The sequence below is a fragment of the Pseudomonas sp. F(2018) genome, assembly GCF_005508865.1.
Classification (GTDB): domain Bacteria; phylum Pseudomonadota; class Gammaproteobacteria; order Pseudomonadales; family Pseudomonadaceae; genus Aquipseudomonas.
Genome location: NZ_SCOM01000005.1, coordinates 24953 through 41090 on the forward strand (window position 1 = coordinate 24953; position 16138 = coordinate 41090).

The window sequence follows — 16138 nt, forward strand, 5'->3', positions numbered from 1 at the left end:
CAAGACCGCCGCGGGCTGTGCGGTCACCCGTCGACCGCCTTGCAACGGTCGTTTGTTCACGTGATCGAGGAACCAGGCTCGTGATCAAGAAGATCCTCATCGCCAACCGTGGCGAGATCGCCGTCCGCATCGTGCGTGCTTGCGCCGAGATGGGCATCCGCTCGGTGGCCGTGTATTCCGAGGCGGACCGCCAGGCGCTGCACGTCAAGCGCGCCGACGAGGCGCACAGCATCGGCGACGACCCGCTGGCCGGCTACCTCAACCCGCGCAAGCTGGTGAACCTGGCCGTGGAAACCGGCTGCGACGCCCTCCATCCCGGCTATGGCTTCCTCTCGGAGAACGCCGAGCTGGCGGATATCTGCGCCGAGCGCGGGATCAAGTTTATCGGCCCCAGCGCCGAGGTCATTCGCCGCATGGGCGACAAGACCGAGGCACGGCGCAGCATGATCGCCGCCGGCGTGCCCTGTACCCCGGGCACCGAGGGCAACGTGGCCGATATCCACGAAGCCCTGCGCGAGGGCGACCGCATCGGCTATCCGGTGATGCTCAAGGCCACCAACGGTGGTGGCGGCCGTGGCATCCGTCGCTGCAACAGCCGCGAGGAGCTGGAGCAGGCCTACCCGCGAGTGATCTCCGAGGCCACCAAGGCCTTCGGCCGCGCCGAAGTGTTCCTGGAAAAATGCATCGTCAATCCGAAGCACATCGAGGCGCAGATCCTCGCCGACAGCTTCGGCAACACCGTGCACCTGTTCGAGCGCGACTGCTCGATCCAGCGCCGCAACCAGAAGCTGATCGAGATCGCCCCCAGCCCGCAGCTCACTCCCGAGCAGCGCGCCTATATCGGCGACCTGGCGGTGCGCGCCGCCCAGGCGGTGGGCTACGAGAACGCCGGCACCGTGGAGTTCCTGCTCGCCGAGGGCGAGGTGTACTTCATGGAGATGAACACCCGGGTGCAGGTGGAGCACACCATCACCGAGGAAATCACCGGCATCGACATCGTCCGCGAGCAGATCCGCATCGCCTCGGGACTGGAGCTGTCGGTCAAGCAGGAAGACATCCAGTACCGCGGCTTCGCCCTGCAGTTCCGTATCAACGCCGAGGACCCGAAGAACAACTTCCTGCCCTCGTTCGGCAAGATCACCCGCTACTACGCCCCCGGCGGCCCCGGCGTGCGCACCGACACGGCGATCTACACCGGCTACACCATTCCGCCCTACTACGACTCCATGTGCCTGAAGCTGATCGTTTGGGCGCTGACCTGGGAAGAGGCGATGGACCGCGGCCTGCGCGCTCTGGACGACATGCGAGTGCAGGGCGTGCGCACCACCGCGGCCTACTACCAGGAAATCCTGCGCAACCCCGAGTTCCGCAGCGGCCAGTTCAACACCAGCTTCGTCGAGGCCCATCCGGAGCTGACCCAGTACTCGATCAAGCGCAACCCGTCGCACCTGGCCATCGCCATCGCCACCGCCATTGCCGCCCACGCCGGCCTGTAGGGATCAGAACATGACCAAGCCTCTTAACCAGAAAAGAATCACCGTCACCGATACCATCCTGCGCGATGCCCACCAGTCGCTGATCGCCACGCGCATGCGCACCGAAGACATGCTGCCGATCTGCGACAAGCTGGACAAGGTCGGCTACTGGTCCCTGGAAGTATGGGGCGGCGCCACCTTCGACGCCTGCGTGCGCTTCCTCAAGGAAGACCCCTGGGAGCGCCTGCGCAAGTTCAAGGCCGCGCTGCCCAACACCCGCCTGCAGATGCTCCTGCGCGGGCAGAACCTGCTCGGCTATCGCCACTACAGCGACGACGTGGTGCGTGCCTTCGTGGCCAAGGCCGCGGTCAACGGCATCGATGTGTTCCGCATCTTCGACGCGATGAACGACGTACGTAACCTGCGCGTCTCCATCGAGGCGGTGAAGGCCGCCGGCAAGCACGCCCAGGGCACCCTGAGCTACACCACCAGCCCGGTGCACACGGTCGAGGCCTACGTCACCCAGGCCAAGGCCATGCAGGCCATGGGCATCGACTCCATCGCGATCAAGGACATGGCCGGCCTGCTCACCCCGTTCGCCACCGCCGAGCTGGTCAAGGCGCTGAAGGCCGAGGTCGACCTGCCGGTGTTCGTGCACAGCCACGACACCGCTGGCATGGGCTCGATGTGCCAGCTCAAGGCCATCGAGGCCGGCGCCGACCATATCGACACCGCCATCTCCAGCTTCGCCTGGGGTACTAGCCACCCGGGCACCGAGTCGATGGTCGCCGCCCTGCGCGGCAGCGAGTACGACACCGGCCTGGACCTGGCGCTGATCCAGGAGATCGGCATGTACTTCCACGCCGTGCGCAAGAAGTACCACCAGTTCGAGAGCGAATTCACCGCCGTCGACACTCGCGTGCAGGTCAACCAGGTGCCGGGCGGCATGATGTCCAACCTGGCCAACCAGCTGAAGGAGCAGGGCGCGCTCAACCGCATCAACGAAGTGTTCGCCGAGATCCCGCGGGTGCGCGAAGACCTCGGCTTCCCGCCGCTGGTGACGCCGACCTCGCAGATCGTCGGCACCCAGGCGGTGTTCAACGTGCTGGCCGGCGAGCGCTACAAGACCATCACCAACGAGGTGAAGCTGTACCTGCAGGGCCGCTACGGCAAAGCGCCGGGCAAGGTCAACGAGGCGCTGCGCAAGCAGGCCATCGGCAGCGAGGAAGTGATCGACGTACGCCCGGCCGACCTGCTCAAGCCGGAGATGGCCAAGCTGCGCGAAGAAATCGGCACCCTGGCCAAGTCCGAAGAGGACGTGCTGACCTACGCCATGTTCCCCGACATCGGCCGCAAGTTCCTCGAGGAGCGCGCCGCCGGCACCCTGACTCCGGAAGTGCTGCTGCCGATTCCCGAGGCTGGCGGCGTGGCGCCTGTCGGTGGTGGCGGCGTGCCGACCGAGTTCGTGGTCGATGTGCATGGCGAGAGCTACCGCGTGGACATCACCGGCGTGGGCGTCAAGGGTGACGGCAAGCGCCACTTCTACCTGTCCATCGACGGCATGCCGGAAGAAGTGGTGTTCGAGCCGCTCAACGACTTCGTCGCCGGTGGCTCCGGCAGCAAGCGCAAGAGCGCCAGTGCCCCGGGCGACGTGTCCACCACCATGCCGGGCAACATCGTCGACGTGCTGGTGAAAGAGGGCGATCAGGTCAAGGCCGGCCAGGCTGTGCTGATCACCGAAGCGATGAAGATGGAAACCGAAGTGCAGGCGCCGATCGCCGGTACCGTCAAGGCCATCCACGTGGCCAAGGGCGACCGGGTCAACCCGGGCGAAGTGCTGGTGGAAATCGCCTGACGGCGTAACGAGTAAGTCCCACTGGGGGAGCCATGTGCTCCCCTTTTTTATGGGGTGCTCAGTTGTGCATGCGGTAGGCGCGGCGCAGGGTGATCAGGTCCTGCTTGGTGCAGGCCTGGGGTTCGGCGCCGGTCAGGTCGTAGCAGCGGTAGCGGAAGCCCATCGGCCAGTAGGCGATGGCGACCGGCGGCCAGAAGATCGAGGCCACCCGGAAGCGCGTGCGCAGCTTGCCGTTCTGGAGGGTGTTGGCCTGCTCGTCCTGCAGGCGATACGGCACGCCACCTGCGGCGCCCCAGGAGAACGGGCGGGTCTTCACCAGGCCGTAGTTGTTCTCGATCTGGCGCTCGTTGATGACCAGGGTGCTGTTTTGCGGCAGTTTGAACCAGGCTTTCGCAGAGCAGCCGGCCATGGCGAGAGCGGCCGCGAGCAGGGCGGCGGACTTGAGTGGAGACATCTCTACTTCCTTGTACTTCTGGATGGCAGATTGCCGCTACCGCGGCGGCGCGCACTATATCGGCTTGCCTGCGGCTTGGCGATGTCAGAACGACGGGCACAAAAAAGGGAAGCGCTCGGCTTCCCTTCGATACGGCGTGCTGGTACGACTCAGCGCCAGAACGGCTTGCTCACTTCAACCGCGCGGTCGTAGGTGCTGATGCCGGCGTCGGTGAGCAGGCGCTCGTCCAGGCGGGCCAGCTCGCGACGGCTGGTGATGCGACGCTGCCACAGCAGCAGGGTGCCCAGTACGCGCAGGGGCAGGTGACCGCCGCTGGCCGGGGATTGTTGTTGGAACATGAGGTCGGAACTGAGTGTGCGTTCCATGGTGGTGCTTCCTTCCGCTGTCGAGCGGGGTTAGATGGTGTCCTACTGGAAGCACATTTTCCTGACTGCACAGTCGATTTTGTAGGCACAGCTGGGCTAAATTGCAGGGCTATTAGTTAGGCGGCTTGGTAACTGTTCTGCTCCTGTGACAGCAACTGTACTGGTCATCCGTGGAAGATCGCGGAGAAACAAGATTCGCGTGATTAATCCCTGACAACGTCTTTCAGAACGGCACCTTTCTACAGGTACAGTTATTTTAGAATCCCGGTAGCCGACCAATCTGTTATTGCCGGAAGACAAGCCCACGAAGCCCGTTTTTCCGGCCTCATCCTCCGCTTCTGGCGCCGTCGCGCGACCTAGAATAATCGGTGATCCCACAAGGAAATCTTCATGACCGACCAGACCCAGCAATTCGCCAGCGACAACTATTCCGGCATCTGCCCGGAAGCCTGGGCCGCCATGGCCGAGGCCAATCGCGGGCACCAGCGCGCCTACGGCGAGGACGAATGGACGGCTCGCGCCTCCGACCAGTTCCGCCAGCTGTTCGAGACCGACTGCGAGGTGTTCTTCGCCTTCAACGGCACGGCGGCCAACTCCCTGGCCCTGTCATCGCTGTGCCAGAGCTACCACAGCGTGATCTGCTCGGAGACCGCCCACGTCGAGACCGACGAGTGCGGCGCCCCGGAGTTCTTCTCCAACGGCTCCAAACTGCTCACCGCGCGCACCGAGCAGGGCAAGCTGACTCCGGCCTCGATCCGCGAGGTGGCGCTCAAGCGCCAGGACATCCACTACCCGAAACCGCGCGTGGTGACCCTGACCCAGGCCACCGAGGTCGGCACCGTCTACCGCCCCGAGGAAGTGCGGGCGATCAGCCAGGTGTGCAAGGAACTCAAGCTCAACCTGCACATGGACGGCGCGCGTTTCTCCAACGCCTGTGCCTCGCTCGGCTGCAGCCCGGCCGAGCTGACCTGGAAGGCCGGCGTCGACGTGCTGTGCTTCGGCGGCACCAAGAACGGCATGGCGGTGGGCGAGGCCATCCTGTTCTTCAACAAGGCTCTGGCCGAAGACTTCGACTACCGCTGCAAGCAGGCCGGCCAGCTGGCCTCGAAGATGCGCTTCCTCTCGGCGCCCTGGGTCGGCCTGCTGCAGGACGACGCCTGGCTGCGCTACGCCAACCACGCCAACCGCTGCGCGCGCCTGCTGGCCGAGCTGGTGGCCGACGTGCCCGGCGTCAGCCTGATGTTCCCGGTGGAGGCCAACGGCGTGTTCCTGCAGCTCTCCGAGCCGGCTATCCAGCGCCTGACCGGCTGGGGCTGGCGCTTCTACACCTTTATCGGCGCCGGCGGCGCGCGATTCATGTGTTCCTGGGATACCGAAGAGGCGCGGGTGCGCGAGCTGGCGGCGGACATTCGTCGGGCCATGGCCTGAACACCGACGAAAGGCAGGGTATGGCGAGGTGGGGCTGACTAAGGTTTTCAGTCCCACTGCCCCAACTTTCCGCTTCGCCGGAGAACCACCCTCATGGACATCAACAACCTCTTCGAGCAGCTACATAGCCTGCCCAGCATCCCCAAGGTCGCCCAGGACCTGATCCAGCAGTTCGACAACCCCAACACCAACCTCGACGCCGTTGCGCGCAACATCAACCTCGATCCGGTGATCGCCGCCAAGGTGCTGCGCCTGGCCAATTCGGCACGCTTTCGTGGCGCCCGCGAGGCGCACAGCGTCGAGGACGCCGCCTCGCGCCTGGGCTTCAACACCCTGCGCACGCTGGTGCTGGCCTCGGCGGTGACCGGCGCCTTCAAGACCGACTCCGGTTTCGACCTCAAGGCCTTCTGGCTGCACAGCTTCCAGGTGGCGAGCATTTGCCGGCTGCTGGCCAAGACCCGTGGCGTGGCGATGGAGACGGCCTTCACCTGCGGCATGATGCACAACATCGGCGAGCTGCTGATCCAGACCGGCGCGCCGGAACTGGCCGCCCGGCTCAACCGCAGCGGCAAGACCGACGCCGCTGGGCGCGTGGCGCTGGAGACCCTGCAGCTGGGCTTCGGTTTCCCCGAGGTGGGCGCCGAGTTGGCGCGGCGCTGGCAGCTGCCGGAGGTAATCCAGCAGGCCATCGCCCTGCAGACCCGCCCGCACCAGGCGCCGGCGGACATGCCGCTGCCGCGGCTGGTGGCTCAGGCCGTGCTGATCGCCGAGGCGCTGCGCCTGCATAACGGTGATCTGGGCAAGACCCGCGAGGAGCTGGACAGCCCGCTGTGCGAAGGCATCGACCTGGACGCGCTGTTCGACAAGCTGCCCGAGGTACTGGAGGCCGACAAGGGCTTCAGCCAGCTGCTCGACTGACGCGCCTGGCCGCCGGTGCGCTGGCACTGGCGGCCATGTCGAGCGTTTACCCTTCCTGTTCCGCGGTTTCCGCTTCCTCGACCTTGTCCTCTTCCGCAGCCTCCTGGCAGGCGCCCGTGGCGCCTTCCTTGCCGGTGGAGGACACCGCGGACGAGCCGTCGGCCTTGAGGCTGATGGCGATGGTCACGCCTTCGCCCCTGGCCTCGTAGTACTGCTCGCTGAACTTGCTCAGGGTGGCCGGCTTGTCGTTGATATGCACCGGGCCGCCGGCCTCGGCGCGCACGTTGAGTTCGCCGGGGCAGGTGACGTCGAACTTCGGCAGGCTGGCGGCGTTGGCCGCACCGGTGGCGGCGAGCAGGGCAGTGGTGATCAGCAGTTTGTTCATGAGGGTGCTCCTGGCAGGGATAGGCGTTCGATGGGGCGCCTGCGTTCTCCTGATCAGTGAGCTAAGAAGCCGCCGGCTGGCTTGTCCAACCCGCGCGGCGCTTGCCGATGGGCTGCAGGCAGTAGCCAGCGCAGCAGGTGCGGCGGTAACTCGATAGGCCGCCGCTGTGGTGGTCGCACCAGGGGCAGCGCCAGTTCGCCGGCGGCCAGGGCGGCGAACAACAAGGCGCAGACATTGCTCGCCCGTAACTTGCTTTGCATATTGCCGCGATGTTTGCGCACGGTCAGGTCGCTGATGCCCAGTTCCCGGGCCACCTGTTTATCGCTGAGTCCTTCGGCGAATAAATGAATGATCTCCAGTTCGCGCTCGCTTAATACCGGGGGCAAGTTTCGCCTGGCAGTAAGTTCGCCGAATCGTTCGAAGTAATAAATAACCAGCTGCGCCGACTTATGCAGGCCGAGTTTGCGCTGCAAGTTCTCCCGGTGTTTATGCGCGGTACTCAGCGATATTGCCAGCGCCGCGGCGATGTCGCGGTCGGTCGCGCCCCTGGCGATCAGCTCTAGTGCCTGTATTTCGCGAGTCGTCAGCACATCCCTGTCCTGTCAGAGAAGGAGAGGGATCGACCTTAGTTTTCGGGCGGCGAATATCCGATACGGAAGTACTTCCCACGTGATACCGAATTTGCCCAATACCTGATTAACCGGTGCATCGACAGCATGGGAGCGTCGATTGACTCATGGCCGCCAAATGGAACTTGAGTTGCGCAGTTCGACGTACGCGCCGCGAGTTATAGCGGCGCCTCCATATAAATCACTGCAAGGACACAGTCATGAATTGGAACCGTACGTTTACCGATCTGATCCGCGCCGGGCGCGCGGCCTACTGGGGCAACTGGACCCTCGATCCGAAGATCAAGGTCGGCGCCGTTGGCATCGTCTCGCCGGATACCGGCGACTTCACCCTGGTGCAGGAGTCCACCCCCGGCCTGGCCATCAGCGAGCGCGGCATTCCCAACCAGTGGAAGCTGGCCTCGAGCAACGTCAAGCGCAGCCAGGCCGCGGTCCAGCTGGACGGCTCGGGCACCGATCCGGAATCGGGCACCAAGGGTAGCGTCGGCACCGAGATCACTTGGGACTTCGCCACCGTCGGTTCCATCGCCTCGGAGTTCGGCATCGCCAACGAGAGCTTCATCAGCGATCTCACCGCCCTGTCCAAGGCCGACACCCTGAGCTGGCTGGCCCAGCAGGCCGCCTCGGTGAGCATGGGCAGCGCCGGCAACATCGCCCAGGGCTTCGGCGTGGTCACCAGCGTCATCTACGCCAACAGCGGCCTCAACCTCGGCTCCCAGGACAACAGCTCGTCCTTCTCCATCACCGGTGAAGCCAGCGCGGTGCAGGACATGGTGGCCGGCGCCAATGCCAAGGGCTCGTACAGCTCCACCAAGGAGAGCAAGCAGGTCGACCAGCACCTGTGGCCGTCCACGCCGAACAAGGAAGCCGGCGGCGCGATCCCGATCGCGTACACCTTCGCCTCGTACGACGGCACCCTGCTGATCCCCAACTGGATCAACCGCCTGGGCTCGCTGCAGATCCTGTTCAACAACAAGCCGGGCTGCACCTACATCACCAATATCAACCTCAGCTACGACACCCCGCAGGGCAAGAAGAACGAGTCCTTCTCGCTGAGCGGTGGCCTGTCCAAGACCGTCGCCAACATCCCGCTGAGCGCCACCAACATCGTCGCCGACGTCAGCTTCAAGGGCGTGATCAACAGCGACAAGTACAGCTTCAAGTGGCCGAGCCCGCTGGGCCAGTGGCTGACCGGCCAGCGCGAGATCGAGATGACCGGCGTCTGGCCGGGGCAGACCCACGCGCGCGATATCGCGCTGTGAGCCGGGCGCGGAAGGCCCGCGGTCGGGCGCTTCCGTGCACACCAAGCAATGGAGGATGAACCCATGAATGCATTTATCGAGACCCACAAGTACCTGGCCGCCGCCATCCTGTTCGCCGCGCTGTGCGCCGGCAGCGTGTCTTCGGCGCATGCGGAGGATGTCGCCAAGGGCGTGCTGATCGTACGTGGCGATGCCCACGGCGCCAGTCCCAACGAGAAGGACAATTACAAGAACGAGACGGTCAACGACAATCTTCTGGAAGGGGTGTCCGTGCTGTGTGCCAGCAAGGGCAACCAGACCGCCGCGGCCCTAGTCCTCACGGACACCACCCGTACCTGGGGTGGCTACATGAGCAGCAGTACCACCACCGTGATCAATCTTGGCGGCAAGGTGGTGAAGAATGCGCAGCCGGGCAATCCCAATCACTGCCTGATCAATGGCCTGACGCTGGGCCAGATCAAAGGCATCTGGCACTGAGCTCCCGCGCCAAAGAAAAGACCGGCCAGGCGGCCGGTCTTTTTCTATGCGGGCGGCTCAGCTACCGGTCTTGATCTTGCTCCAGGCGCGGGTGCGTGCGCGCTCGGCGGCACGCGGTAGCGGCTCGAGGGTGTAGAGCTTCTGCATGGCCTCGGCGGTCGGGTAGAGGTTGGGGTTGTTGCGGATCGACTCGGCGACCAGCGCGGTGGCGTCCTTGTTCGGGTTGGGGTAACCGACGAAGTCGGAGATCGGCGCAATTACCTGCGGCTGCAGCAGGTAGTTGATGAAGGCGTGGGCCTCGTCGATGTTCTTCGCGTCCTTCGGAATCGCCATCATGTCGAACCAGATCGGCGCGCCTTCTTTCGGCAGGCGCATGTCCACGGTCACGCCGTTCTTCGCCTGCTTGGCGTTGTTGGCGGCCTGCGAGAAGCTGCCCGAGTAGCCCACGGCCACGCAGATCTCGCCGTTGGCGATGTCGCTCATGTACTTGGAGCTGTGGAAGTAGCGCACGTGCGGGCGGATCTTGCTCAGCAGCTGCTCGGCCTTGGCGTAGTCGGCCGGCTCCTTGCTGTTCGGCGGCAGGCCCAGGTAGTGCAGGGCCAGCGGCAGGATTTCCGACGGCGAATCGAGCAGGGCCACGCCGCACTGTTGCAGCTTGGCGATGTTCTCTTCCTTGAAGATCAGGTCCCAGCTGTCCACCGGGGCGTCGGCGCCGAGGGCGGCCTTGACCTTGTCCGGGTTGAAGCCGATCAGCACGGTGCCGTACATGTAGGGCACGGCGTACTGGTTGCCCGGGTCGTTCGCCTCGATCAGCTTCATCAGCTGCGGGTCGAGGTGCTGCCAGTTGGGCAGCTTGCTGCGGTCGAGCTTCTGGAACACGCCGGCCTCGACCTGCTTGGCCAGGAACACGTTGGACGGCACCACCAGGTCATAGCCGGAGTTGCCGGTGAGCAGCTTGGCTTCCAGCGCTTCGTTGGTGTCGAAGATGTCGTAGGTCAGCTTGATGCCGCTGTTCTGCTTGAACTGGGTCAGGGTCTCCGGGGTGATGTAGTCGAACCAGTTGTAGACCTTGAGTTCGCGGTCGGCGGCCTGGGCGGTGCCGGCCAGGGTCAGGCCGCAGAGGGCGGCGGCGAGCAGTTTCTTCATCTTGTTGTTCTCCTGTGCAGGGCTCAGCCCTGGAAACCTTCGAGCACGTTGACGGCGTTGATGCCGATTTCGGCGACCGCATAGCCGCCTTCCATGACGAACAGCGTGGGCCTGCCCAGCGCGGCGATGCGTTCACCCATGCGCAGGTAGTCCGGGCTGTCCAGCTTGAAACTGGAGATCGGGTCGTTCTGGTAGGTGTCGACGCCAAGCGACACCAGCAGCACATCCGGCGCGTATTCGGCGATGCGCTGGCAGGCGGTTTCCAGGGCCGCGCCCCACACATCCCAGGCGCTGCCGGCGGCCAGCGGCAGGTTGAGGTTGCAGCCCTCGCCGCGGCCGGCGCCGGTCTCGTCGGCATAGCCGAGGAAGTGCGGGTACTCGAAGCTCGGGCTGCCGTGGATGTTGGCGACGAACACGTCGTCGCGGTCGTAGAAGATCGACTGGGTGCCGTTGCCGTGGTGGTAGTCGACGTCGAGGATGGCCACCCGCGCGGCGCCCTGGTCGAGGCAGGCCTGGGCGGCGATGGCCACGTTGTTCAGGTAGCAGTAGCCGCCCATCACGTCGGCGCTGGCATGGTGGCCCGGCGGGCGGCACAGGGCGAAGGCGCTGTGGGCGCCGGCGGCGATCTCGGCCTGGCCGCTCAGGGCGATCTGCGCGGAGCTGTACACGGCCTGCCAGGTGCCGGCGGTGATCGGTGCGAAGCAGTCGAAGCTGTGGAAGCCATACTGGCCGTAGAGATCGTTGGGCCGCTTGGCGCGCATATGCCGCGCTGGGAACACGCCAGGCAGGAAGTCCGCCGTGTTGCCCTGGGCGGCCCAGCCGGCCCAGGCCTTCTGCAGGAAGTCCAGGTAGTCGCCGGTATGGATGCGGGCGATCGGCGCCAGGCCGAAGTCGCGCGGCGGCAGCACCTCGCCGAGGTTGCGCTCGCGCACCCGGGCCAGCACATGGTCGGCGCGCGCCGGCATCTCGAAGCAGGGTTTGAATTCACCGCCGACCATCTCGCCCTGGGCGTGGTGCAGGCGGTGGTCGTCGCTGTAGAAGGTCAGCATCTTGTTGTTCTCCTCGATGGGCTGCGCGCATTGTTGGCGCCGCGAGCGAGCCGGGAGAACGATAACGCCGGCCAACAAAGGGATAATTCCGGCCATTGTGGCCGGCCGGCATCGCCGCCGCCGGGCCATTGCGCTCGGCCGCCGCTGTGATGGCGAGCCTGCCGCGGGCGTCTATTTCGGCACCCGTACATGGAGAGGTCGAGCATGCAGGCGCTGTTGAACGAGATTCTGGACCAGGTCCGCCCGCTGCTGGGCCAGGGCAAGGTGGCCGACTACATCCCGGCCCTGGCCGAGGTGCCGGCCAACCGCCTGGGCATCGCCGTGCTGGGCGTGGACGGCAGCCTGCACACCGCCGGCGACGCCGCCGAGCCGTTCTCGATCCAGAGCATTTCCAAGGTGTTCAGCCTGGTGCAGGCGATCCAGCATTCCGGCGAGGACATCTGGCAGCGCCTGGGCCACGAGCCGTCCGGCCAGCCGTTCAACTCGCTGGTGCAGCTGGAGTTCGAGCGCGGCCGCCCGCGCAACCCGTTCATCAATGCCGGCGCCCTGGTGATCTGCGACATCAACCAGTCGCGCTTCGCCGCCCCGGCGCTGTCCATGCGCGACCTGGCCCGGCGCCTGTCCGGCAACCCGTTGCTGGTGTCGGACGCCAAGGTCGCCGAGTCGGAATACCAGCACCGCGCGCGCAACGCCGCCGCGGCCTACCTGATGCAGGCCTTCGGCAACTTCCACAACGAGGTGGAGACGGTGCTGCGCAGCTACTTCCACCATTGCGCCCTGGCCATGAGCTGCGTCGACCTGGCGCGCGCCTTCGGCTTCCTGGCCAATCAGGGCTTCTGCCCGCGCAGCGGCGAGGCGATCCTCACGCCACGCCAGACCCAGCAGGTCAACGCCATCATGGCCACCAGCGGCCTGTACGACGAGGCCGGCAACTTCGCCTACCGCGTCGGCCTGCCGGGCAAGAGCGGCGTCGGCGGCGGCATAGTCGCGGTGGTGCCGGGGCGCTTCAGTGTCTGCGTGTGGTCGCCGGAGCTGAACGCCGCCGGCAACTCCCTGGCCGGCATGGCGGCCCTGGAATCGCTCAGCGAGCGCATCGGCTGGTCGGTGTTCGCGCCGCTGGGTTGAGCCGCGGCGCGGAGGGGTGGCTCAGTCGGCGCACTCGCCGCACAGGTCGAACACGAACAGGCGCTCCACCTCGGCCTGGGACAGGCCGGCGCCGAGCAGGCTGAACAGCTTGGCCAGGGCGGCCTCGCGGGTCATGCCGGTGCCGCTCACCAGGCCTGCCTCGGCCAGGGCGCTGCCGGCGGCGTAGACCTCGAAGTCGACATGGCCCTGCGGGCACTGGCTGATGGCGGCCAGCACCACGCCGCGCTGATGCGCCTCGCGTAGCACGGCGAGGAACTCGGCATCGTCCGACGGCCCGGTGCCGCTGCCGTAGCATTCCAGCAGCACGCCTTGCACGTCATCGGCCAGCACGGCGCGCAGCTGAGCGGCGCTCAGGCCGGGGAACAGCGGCTGCACGGCCAGGGTCACCGGGCGGCGCGGCTGGCGGTAGTGCAGCGCCGCGGGCAGCTCGTCGAGGCGCGCGGCGTGGCGTGGGCGATGCATGTTGGCGAAGGCATCGAAGGCCTCGCTCTTCAGCTTGCTGGCGCGGGCGCCATGCAGCAGCTGGCCGTCGAAGAACAGGTGCACGCCGGGCAGGCAGCCCTCGCTCAGCGCCGCCAGGGCGCCGAACAGGTTGGGCCAGGCATCGCTGCCCGGGCTGCCCACCGGCAGCATCGAGCCGGTCAGCAGTACCGGCACCTCGATGCCCAGCAGCAGGAAGCTCAGCGCCGCGGCGCTGTAGGCCAGGGTATCGGTGCCATGCAGCAGCAACACGGCATCGCAGCCTTCCTCATCCACGGCCTGGACGATGGCGTCGCGCATGGCCAGCCAGTTGGCCTGGCGCATGTTGGCGCTGTCGATCGGCGGGCTCAGTTCGCGGAAGCGCCAGGCCGGTGCCGGGCGCTCCGGATGCAGGGCCTGTTCGGCCTTGAGGCGGTCCTCGAAGCCGGAAGCCGGGGCCAGCCCGGCTTCGCTCATCTGCATGCCGATGGTGCCGCCGGTGTAGAGCACCAGCAGGTTCTGCGAAGGATTCATGCGGTCGATCCGATCAGGTGGCGGGCGCGTGTTTTCGCCCGAGTGTAACGGCGAACGGGCAGAGGTAGGACCAAGAAAAAGGGGGCTGTGTGCCCCCTTTTTATTGCAGCGGATGACTCAGCGCTGATGCAGGCTGTGGGCCATGGCGACGTGCTCGCCGGTAGCGGCGGGCTGCGGGTTGGCCGGCCAGGCGACGGGGTCGAGGTCCAGGTCGCCGAACTCCTTCGGATCGAACACCGGAGTCTCCACGCCGGCGGCGCGCTGGCGGTCGTAGTCGCGCATCAGGCGCAGGCCGACCTTGATCAGCATGGCCAGGGCGGCCAGGTTGACCAGTGCCAGCAGGGTCATGGTGATGTCGGCGAAGGCGAACACGGTGCCCAGGTTCTGCATCGAGCCCCAGAAGATCAGCGCCAGCACCAGGCCGCGGTAGATCATCAGCGGGCCGCGGCCACGGCCGACGAGGAACTGCAGGGCGTTCTCGCCGAGGTAGTAGTTGTAGAGGATGCAGGTGAAGACGAAGAGCGACAGGGCGACGCTGACGAAGATCCGGCCCCAGTCACCGACCACGGCGGCCAGCGAGTTCTGCGTGAGGATGATGCCGTCGCCCTCGAAGCCCGGGGTGTAGAAGCCGGACAGCAGGATCAGCAGGGCGGTGCAGGTGCAGATGACGAAGGTGTCGAGGAACACGCTGAACGCCTGGACCACGCCCTGGGCCACCGGGTGCTTCACGGCGGCCACGGCGGCCACGTTCGGTGCGCTGCCCAGGCCGGCTTCGTTGGCGAACACGCCGCGCTTCACGCCCATCACGATGGCGCTGCCGAGCAGGCCGGCGAAGGCCGGCTCGAGGCCGAAGGCGCTCTTCACGATGGTCACCAGCATGTCCGGTACCAGCTCGATCTGACTGGCGATCACGTACAGGGTCACGGCGATGTAGGCCAGGGTCTTGACCGGTACCAGCAGGTCGGACACGGCGGCGATGCGCTTGATCCCGCCGAGGAACACCAGGCCCAGCAGCACGGCCAGGGCCAGGCCGGTATAGTGCACCGGGAAGCCGAAGGCGTTCTGCAGCGAGTGAGTCACGGTGAACGACTGCAGGCCGTTGAATGCGAAGCCGTAGGTGACCAGCAGCAGGACGGCGAAGGTCAGCGCCATCCAGCGCAGTTTCAGGCCGTGCTGGATGTAGTAGGCCGGGCCGCCGCGGTACAGGCCGTCGCCGTCGGCGCGCTTGTAGGCCTGGGCCAGGGTGCACTCGAAGAAGCTGCTGGACATGCCGACCAGGGCGGTCACCCACATCCAGAACACCGCGCCCGGGCCGCCGAGGGTCACGGCAACGCCGACACCGGCGATGTTACCGGCACCGACGCGGCCGGCGAGGCTCAGCATCAGGGCCTGGAAGGAACTCAGCTGGCCGGCGCTGCCGCGGATCGAGTCCTTGAACACGCTGAACATGTGGCCGAAATGGCGGAACTGCACGAAGCGCGAGCGGATGGTGAAGTAGCTGCCCAAACCGACGATCAGCACGATCAGCAGTTTTCCGGACAGGAAATCGTTGAGCATTTCCAGCATGGCGAGGACCTCGATTCTTATTGTTCGAGTGGAAGAAGCGGCACAGCGAAAGCCGTGGAGGCGCATGGTCGGCGTGCTCGGGGGCGCGGGCAATTTCGCGGGTCGCGGCTATCTGACGCGAGTTGATGCTAGAATCGCGCCGCTAGCATCACCAGGAAAGTCTTTATGTCGGACGCGCTCGGCGACAACCTCAAGCTGCTCTGCAGCCATTACCGTTCGATCGCCGAGGTTTGCCGCAAGCTGGCGATCAATCGCGCCCAGTTCAACAAGTACCTCAGCGGCCAGAGCCGCCCGACGCCGTACAACCTCAAGCGCATCTGCGACTTCTTCGGCGTCGAGGACTACGAGCTGCTGCTGCCGCCGGAGCAGTTCAGCCGCCTGCTCGGCGCGCGCAAGCCGGGCCAGGTGGCCGCCAAGCGCGCGGATGCGCTGATCGAGCTGCTCAAGCCGCTGCGCGAGCAGACCGCCAACCTGTCGCGTTACTGCGGCTACTACTTCGAATACTCCAATTGCATGTCGGTGCCGGGCATGGTGCTGCTGTCGCTGGTGCACCTGCGGGAGGAGGACGGCGACTTCCTGTTCGAGCGCCAGGAGCGCCAGGAGCGTTCCGCCAGCGCCGATGTGCAAGCCGAGGACTGGGTGCGCTGCCGCTACCTGGGCGCCGCCTTCCAGCTGCAGGACCGGCTGTTCCTGATGGACTACGAGTCGCTGACCGTCAACGAGATGAGCCAGACCATCCTCATCCCCAGCTACAAGAGCCGCATCACCCGCCTCAACGGCCTGAAGACCGGCGTCTCCAGCGGCGACCGACGCAACCCGGCCTGTACCCGCGTGGTGTGGGAATACCTGGGCAGCGAGATCAACCGCATCAGCGCCTATCGCCAGGTGCGCCTGTACCGCCCGGACGACCCGCGCATCGACGACGACGTACGCCAGCGCCTGGCCGTGGCGCCGCTGAAGAATGGGTTGTTCGAGATCGAGTAGGACGGC

At 66.0% G+C, this 16138-nt stretch carries 16 protein-coding genes; 8 read left to right on the forward strand and 8 right to left on the reverse strand.

All coding sequences use genetic code 11. The features are described 5' to 3' along the window. The first annotated feature begins 80 nt into the window (after positions 1-80). The gene (locus tag FFS62_RS19495; protein ID WP_137974518.1) at positions 81-1496 is read left to right on the forward strand and encodes an acetyl-CoA carboxylase biotin carboxylase subunit; all 1416 of its coding nucleotides are present in this window, start codon (positions 81-83) and stop codon (positions 1494-1496) included. A gap of 10 nt (positions 1497-1506) precedes the next feature. Further along, positions 1507-3330 carry a sodium-extruding oxaloacetate decarboxylase subunit alpha gene (gene oadA, locus FFS62_RS19500; RefSeq protein WP_137974519.1) on the forward strand — a complete coding sequence of 608 codons (1824 nt, stop codon included), beginning with the start codon at positions 1507-1509 and terminating at the stop codon, positions 3328-3330. A gap of 58 nt (positions 3331-3388) precedes the next feature. On the opposite strand, the gene FFS62_RS19505 is transcribed toward oadA, so the two are convergent. After that, positions 3389-3784, reverse strand: coding sequence for a hypothetical protein (locus FFS62_RS19505; RefSeq protein WP_137974520.1), 396 nt, complete (start codon positions 3782-3784; stop codon positions 3389-3391). Between the two features lie 149 nt (positions 3785-3933). Next, positions 3934-4149, reverse strand: a complete 216-nt coding sequence (locus tag FFS62_RS19510) for a DUF1127 domain-containing protein (RefSeq protein WP_137974521.1) — start codon at positions 4147-4149, stop codon at positions 3934-3936. A gap of 390 nt (positions 4150-4539) precedes the next feature. On the opposite strand from FFS62_RS19510, the gene FFS62_RS19515 reads away from it, so the two are divergent. Both FFS62_RS19515 and FFS62_RS19520 read left to right on the forward strand, forming a co-directional pair. Further along, positions 4540-5577 (forward strand): low specificity L-threonine aldolase, encoded by a 1038-nt coding sequence (locus tag FFS62_RS19515; protein ID WP_137974522.1) that lies wholly within the window; start codon positions 4540-4542, stop codon positions 5575-5577. 93 nt (positions 5578-5670) lie between these two features. Next, positions 5671-6495 (forward strand): HDOD domain-containing protein, encoded by an 825-nt coding sequence (locus FFS62_RS19520; protein ID WP_137974523.1) that lies wholly within the window; start codon positions 5671-5673, stop codon positions 6493-6495. Positions 6496-6541: 46 nt separating this feature from the next. Here the strand turns inward: FFS62_RS19520 and FFS62_RS19525 are convergent, their stop codons facing one another. Beyond that, entirely contained in the window at positions 6542-6880 is a 339-nt protein-coding gene (locus tag FFS62_RS19525; protein ID WP_137974524.1) for a hypothetical protein, read from the reverse strand. 53 nt (positions 6881-6933) lie between these two features. Then, on the reverse strand, positions 6934-7470 hold the full coding sequence (locus tag FFS62_RS19530) for a response regulator transcription factor (protein ID WP_137974525.1): 537 nt from the start codon (positions 7468-7470) through the stop codon (positions 6934-6936). Positions 7471-7709: 239 nt separating this feature from the next. On the opposite strand from FFS62_RS19530, the gene FFS62_RS19535 reads away from it, so the two are divergent. Both FFS62_RS19535 and FFS62_RS19540 read left to right on the forward strand, forming a co-directional pair. Next, positions 7710-8771: a hypothetical protein gene (locus FFS62_RS19535; protein ID WP_137974526.1), complete on the forward strand. Its 1062-nt coding sequence runs from the start codon at positions 7710-7712 to the stop codon at positions 8769-8771. A gap of 63 nt (positions 8772-8834) precedes the next feature. Next, entirely contained in the window at positions 8835-9248 is a 414-nt protein-coding gene (locus FFS62_RS19540; protein WP_137974527.1) for a hypothetical protein, read from the forward strand. A gap of 57 nt (positions 9249-9305) precedes the next feature. On the opposite strand, the gene FFS62_RS19545 is transcribed toward FFS62_RS19540, so the two are convergent. Together FFS62_RS19545 and FFS62_RS19550 are read right to left on the reverse strand one after the other, a co-directional pair. Then, the gene (locus tag FFS62_RS19545; RefSeq protein WP_137974528.1) at positions 9306-10394 is read right to left on the reverse strand and encodes a polyamine ABC transporter substrate-binding protein; all 1089 of its coding nucleotides are present in this window, start codon (positions 10392-10394) and stop codon (positions 9306-9308) included. A gap of 23 nt (positions 10395-10417) precedes the next feature. Then, complete coding sequence (locus FFS62_RS19550; RefSeq protein ID WP_137974529.1) at positions 10418-11443, reverse strand: histone deacetylase family protein; 1026 nt, start codon at positions 11441-11443, stop codon at positions 10418-10420. 204 nt (positions 11444-11647) lie between these two features. On the opposite strand from FFS62_RS19550, the gene glsB reads away from it, so the two are divergent. After that, the gene (glsB, locus tag FFS62_RS19555) at positions 11648-12568 is read left to right on the forward strand and encodes a glutaminase B (protein ID WP_137974530.1); all 921 of its coding nucleotides are present in this window, start codon (positions 11648-11650) and stop codon (positions 12566-12568) included. A gap of 21 nt (positions 12569-12589) precedes the next feature. Here the strand turns inward: glsB and FFS62_RS19560 are convergent, their stop codons facing one another. After that, positions 12590-13582 carry an asparaginase gene (locus FFS62_RS19560; protein ID WP_137974531.1) on the reverse strand — a complete coding sequence of 331 codons (993 nt, stop codon included), beginning with the start codon at positions 13580-13582 and terminating at the stop codon, positions 12590-12592. Positions 13583-13699: 117 nt separating this feature from the next. Further along, positions 13700-15148 carry a sodium:alanine symporter family protein gene (locus FFS62_RS19565; RefSeq protein ID WP_137974532.1) on the reverse strand — a complete coding sequence of 483 codons (1449 nt, stop codon included), beginning with the start codon at positions 15146-15148 and terminating at the stop codon, positions 13700-13702. Positions 15149-15313: 165 nt separating this feature from the next. Here FFS62_RS19565 and FFS62_RS19570 point away from each other — a divergent pair, with 165 nt between their 5' ends. Next, complete coding sequence (locus tag FFS62_RS19570) at positions 15314-16132, forward strand: helix-turn-helix domain-containing protein (protein WP_137974533.1); 819 nt, start codon at positions 15314-15316, stop codon at positions 16130-16132. Positions 16133-16138: the final 6 nt, after the last annotated feature.

Excerpts from the sequence above, each read along its gene's own strand:
- oadA (WP_137974519.1), top strand. The coding sequence starts at position 1,507 with ATGACCAAGCCTCTTAACCAGAAAAGAATCACCGTCACCGATACCATC.
- FFS62_RS19505 (WP_137974520.1), bottom strand. The coding sequence starts at position 3,784 with ATGTCTCCACTCAAGTCCGCCGCCCTGCTCGCGGCCGCTCTCGCCATG.
- FFS62_RS19510 (WP_137974521.1), bottom strand. The coding sequence starts at position 4,149 with ATGGAACGCACACTCAGTTCCGACCTCATGTTCCAACAACAATCCCCG.
- FFS62_RS19515 (WP_137974522.1), top strand. The coding sequence starts at position 4,540 with ATGACCGACCAGACCCAGCAATTCGCCAGCGACAACTATTCCGGCATC.
- FFS62_RS19520 (WP_137974523.1), top strand. The coding sequence starts at position 5,671 with ATGGACATCAACAACCTCTTCGAGCAGCTACATAGCCTGCCCAGCATC.
- FFS62_RS19525 (WP_137974524.1), bottom strand. The coding sequence starts at position 6,880 with ATGAACAAACTGCTGATCACCACTGCCCTGCTCGCCGCCACCGGTGCG.
- FFS62_RS19535 (WP_137974526.1), top strand. The coding sequence starts at position 7,710 with ATGAATTGGAACCGTACGTTTACCGATCTGATCCGCGCCGGGCGCGCG.
- FFS62_RS19540 (WP_137974527.1), top strand. The coding sequence starts at position 8,835 with ATGAATGCATTTATCGAGACCCACAAGTACCTGGCCGCCGCCATCCTG.
- FFS62_RS19545 (WP_137974528.1), bottom strand. The coding sequence starts at position 10,394 with ATGAAGAAACTGCTCGCCGCCGCCCTCTGCGGCCTGACCCTGGCCGGC.
- FFS62_RS19550 (WP_137974529.1), bottom strand. The coding sequence starts at position 11,443 with ATGCTGACCTTCTACAGCGACGACCACCGCCTGCACCACGCCCAGGGC.
- glsB (WP_137974530.1), top strand. The coding sequence starts at position 11,648 with ATGCAGGCGCTGTTGAACGAGATTCTGGACCAGGTCCGCCCGCTGCTG.
- FFS62_RS19560 (WP_137974531.1), bottom strand. The coding sequence starts at position 13,582 with ATGAATCCTTCGCAGAACCTGCTGGTGCTCTACACCGGCGGCACCATC.
- FFS62_RS19565 (WP_137974532.1), bottom strand. The coding sequence starts at position 15,148 with ATGCTGGAAATGCTCAACGATTTCCTGTCCGGAAAACTGCTGATCGTG.
- FFS62_RS19570 (WP_137974533.1), top strand. The coding sequence starts at position 15,314 with ATGTCGGACGCGCTCGGCGACAACCTCAAGCTGCTCTGCAGCCATTAC.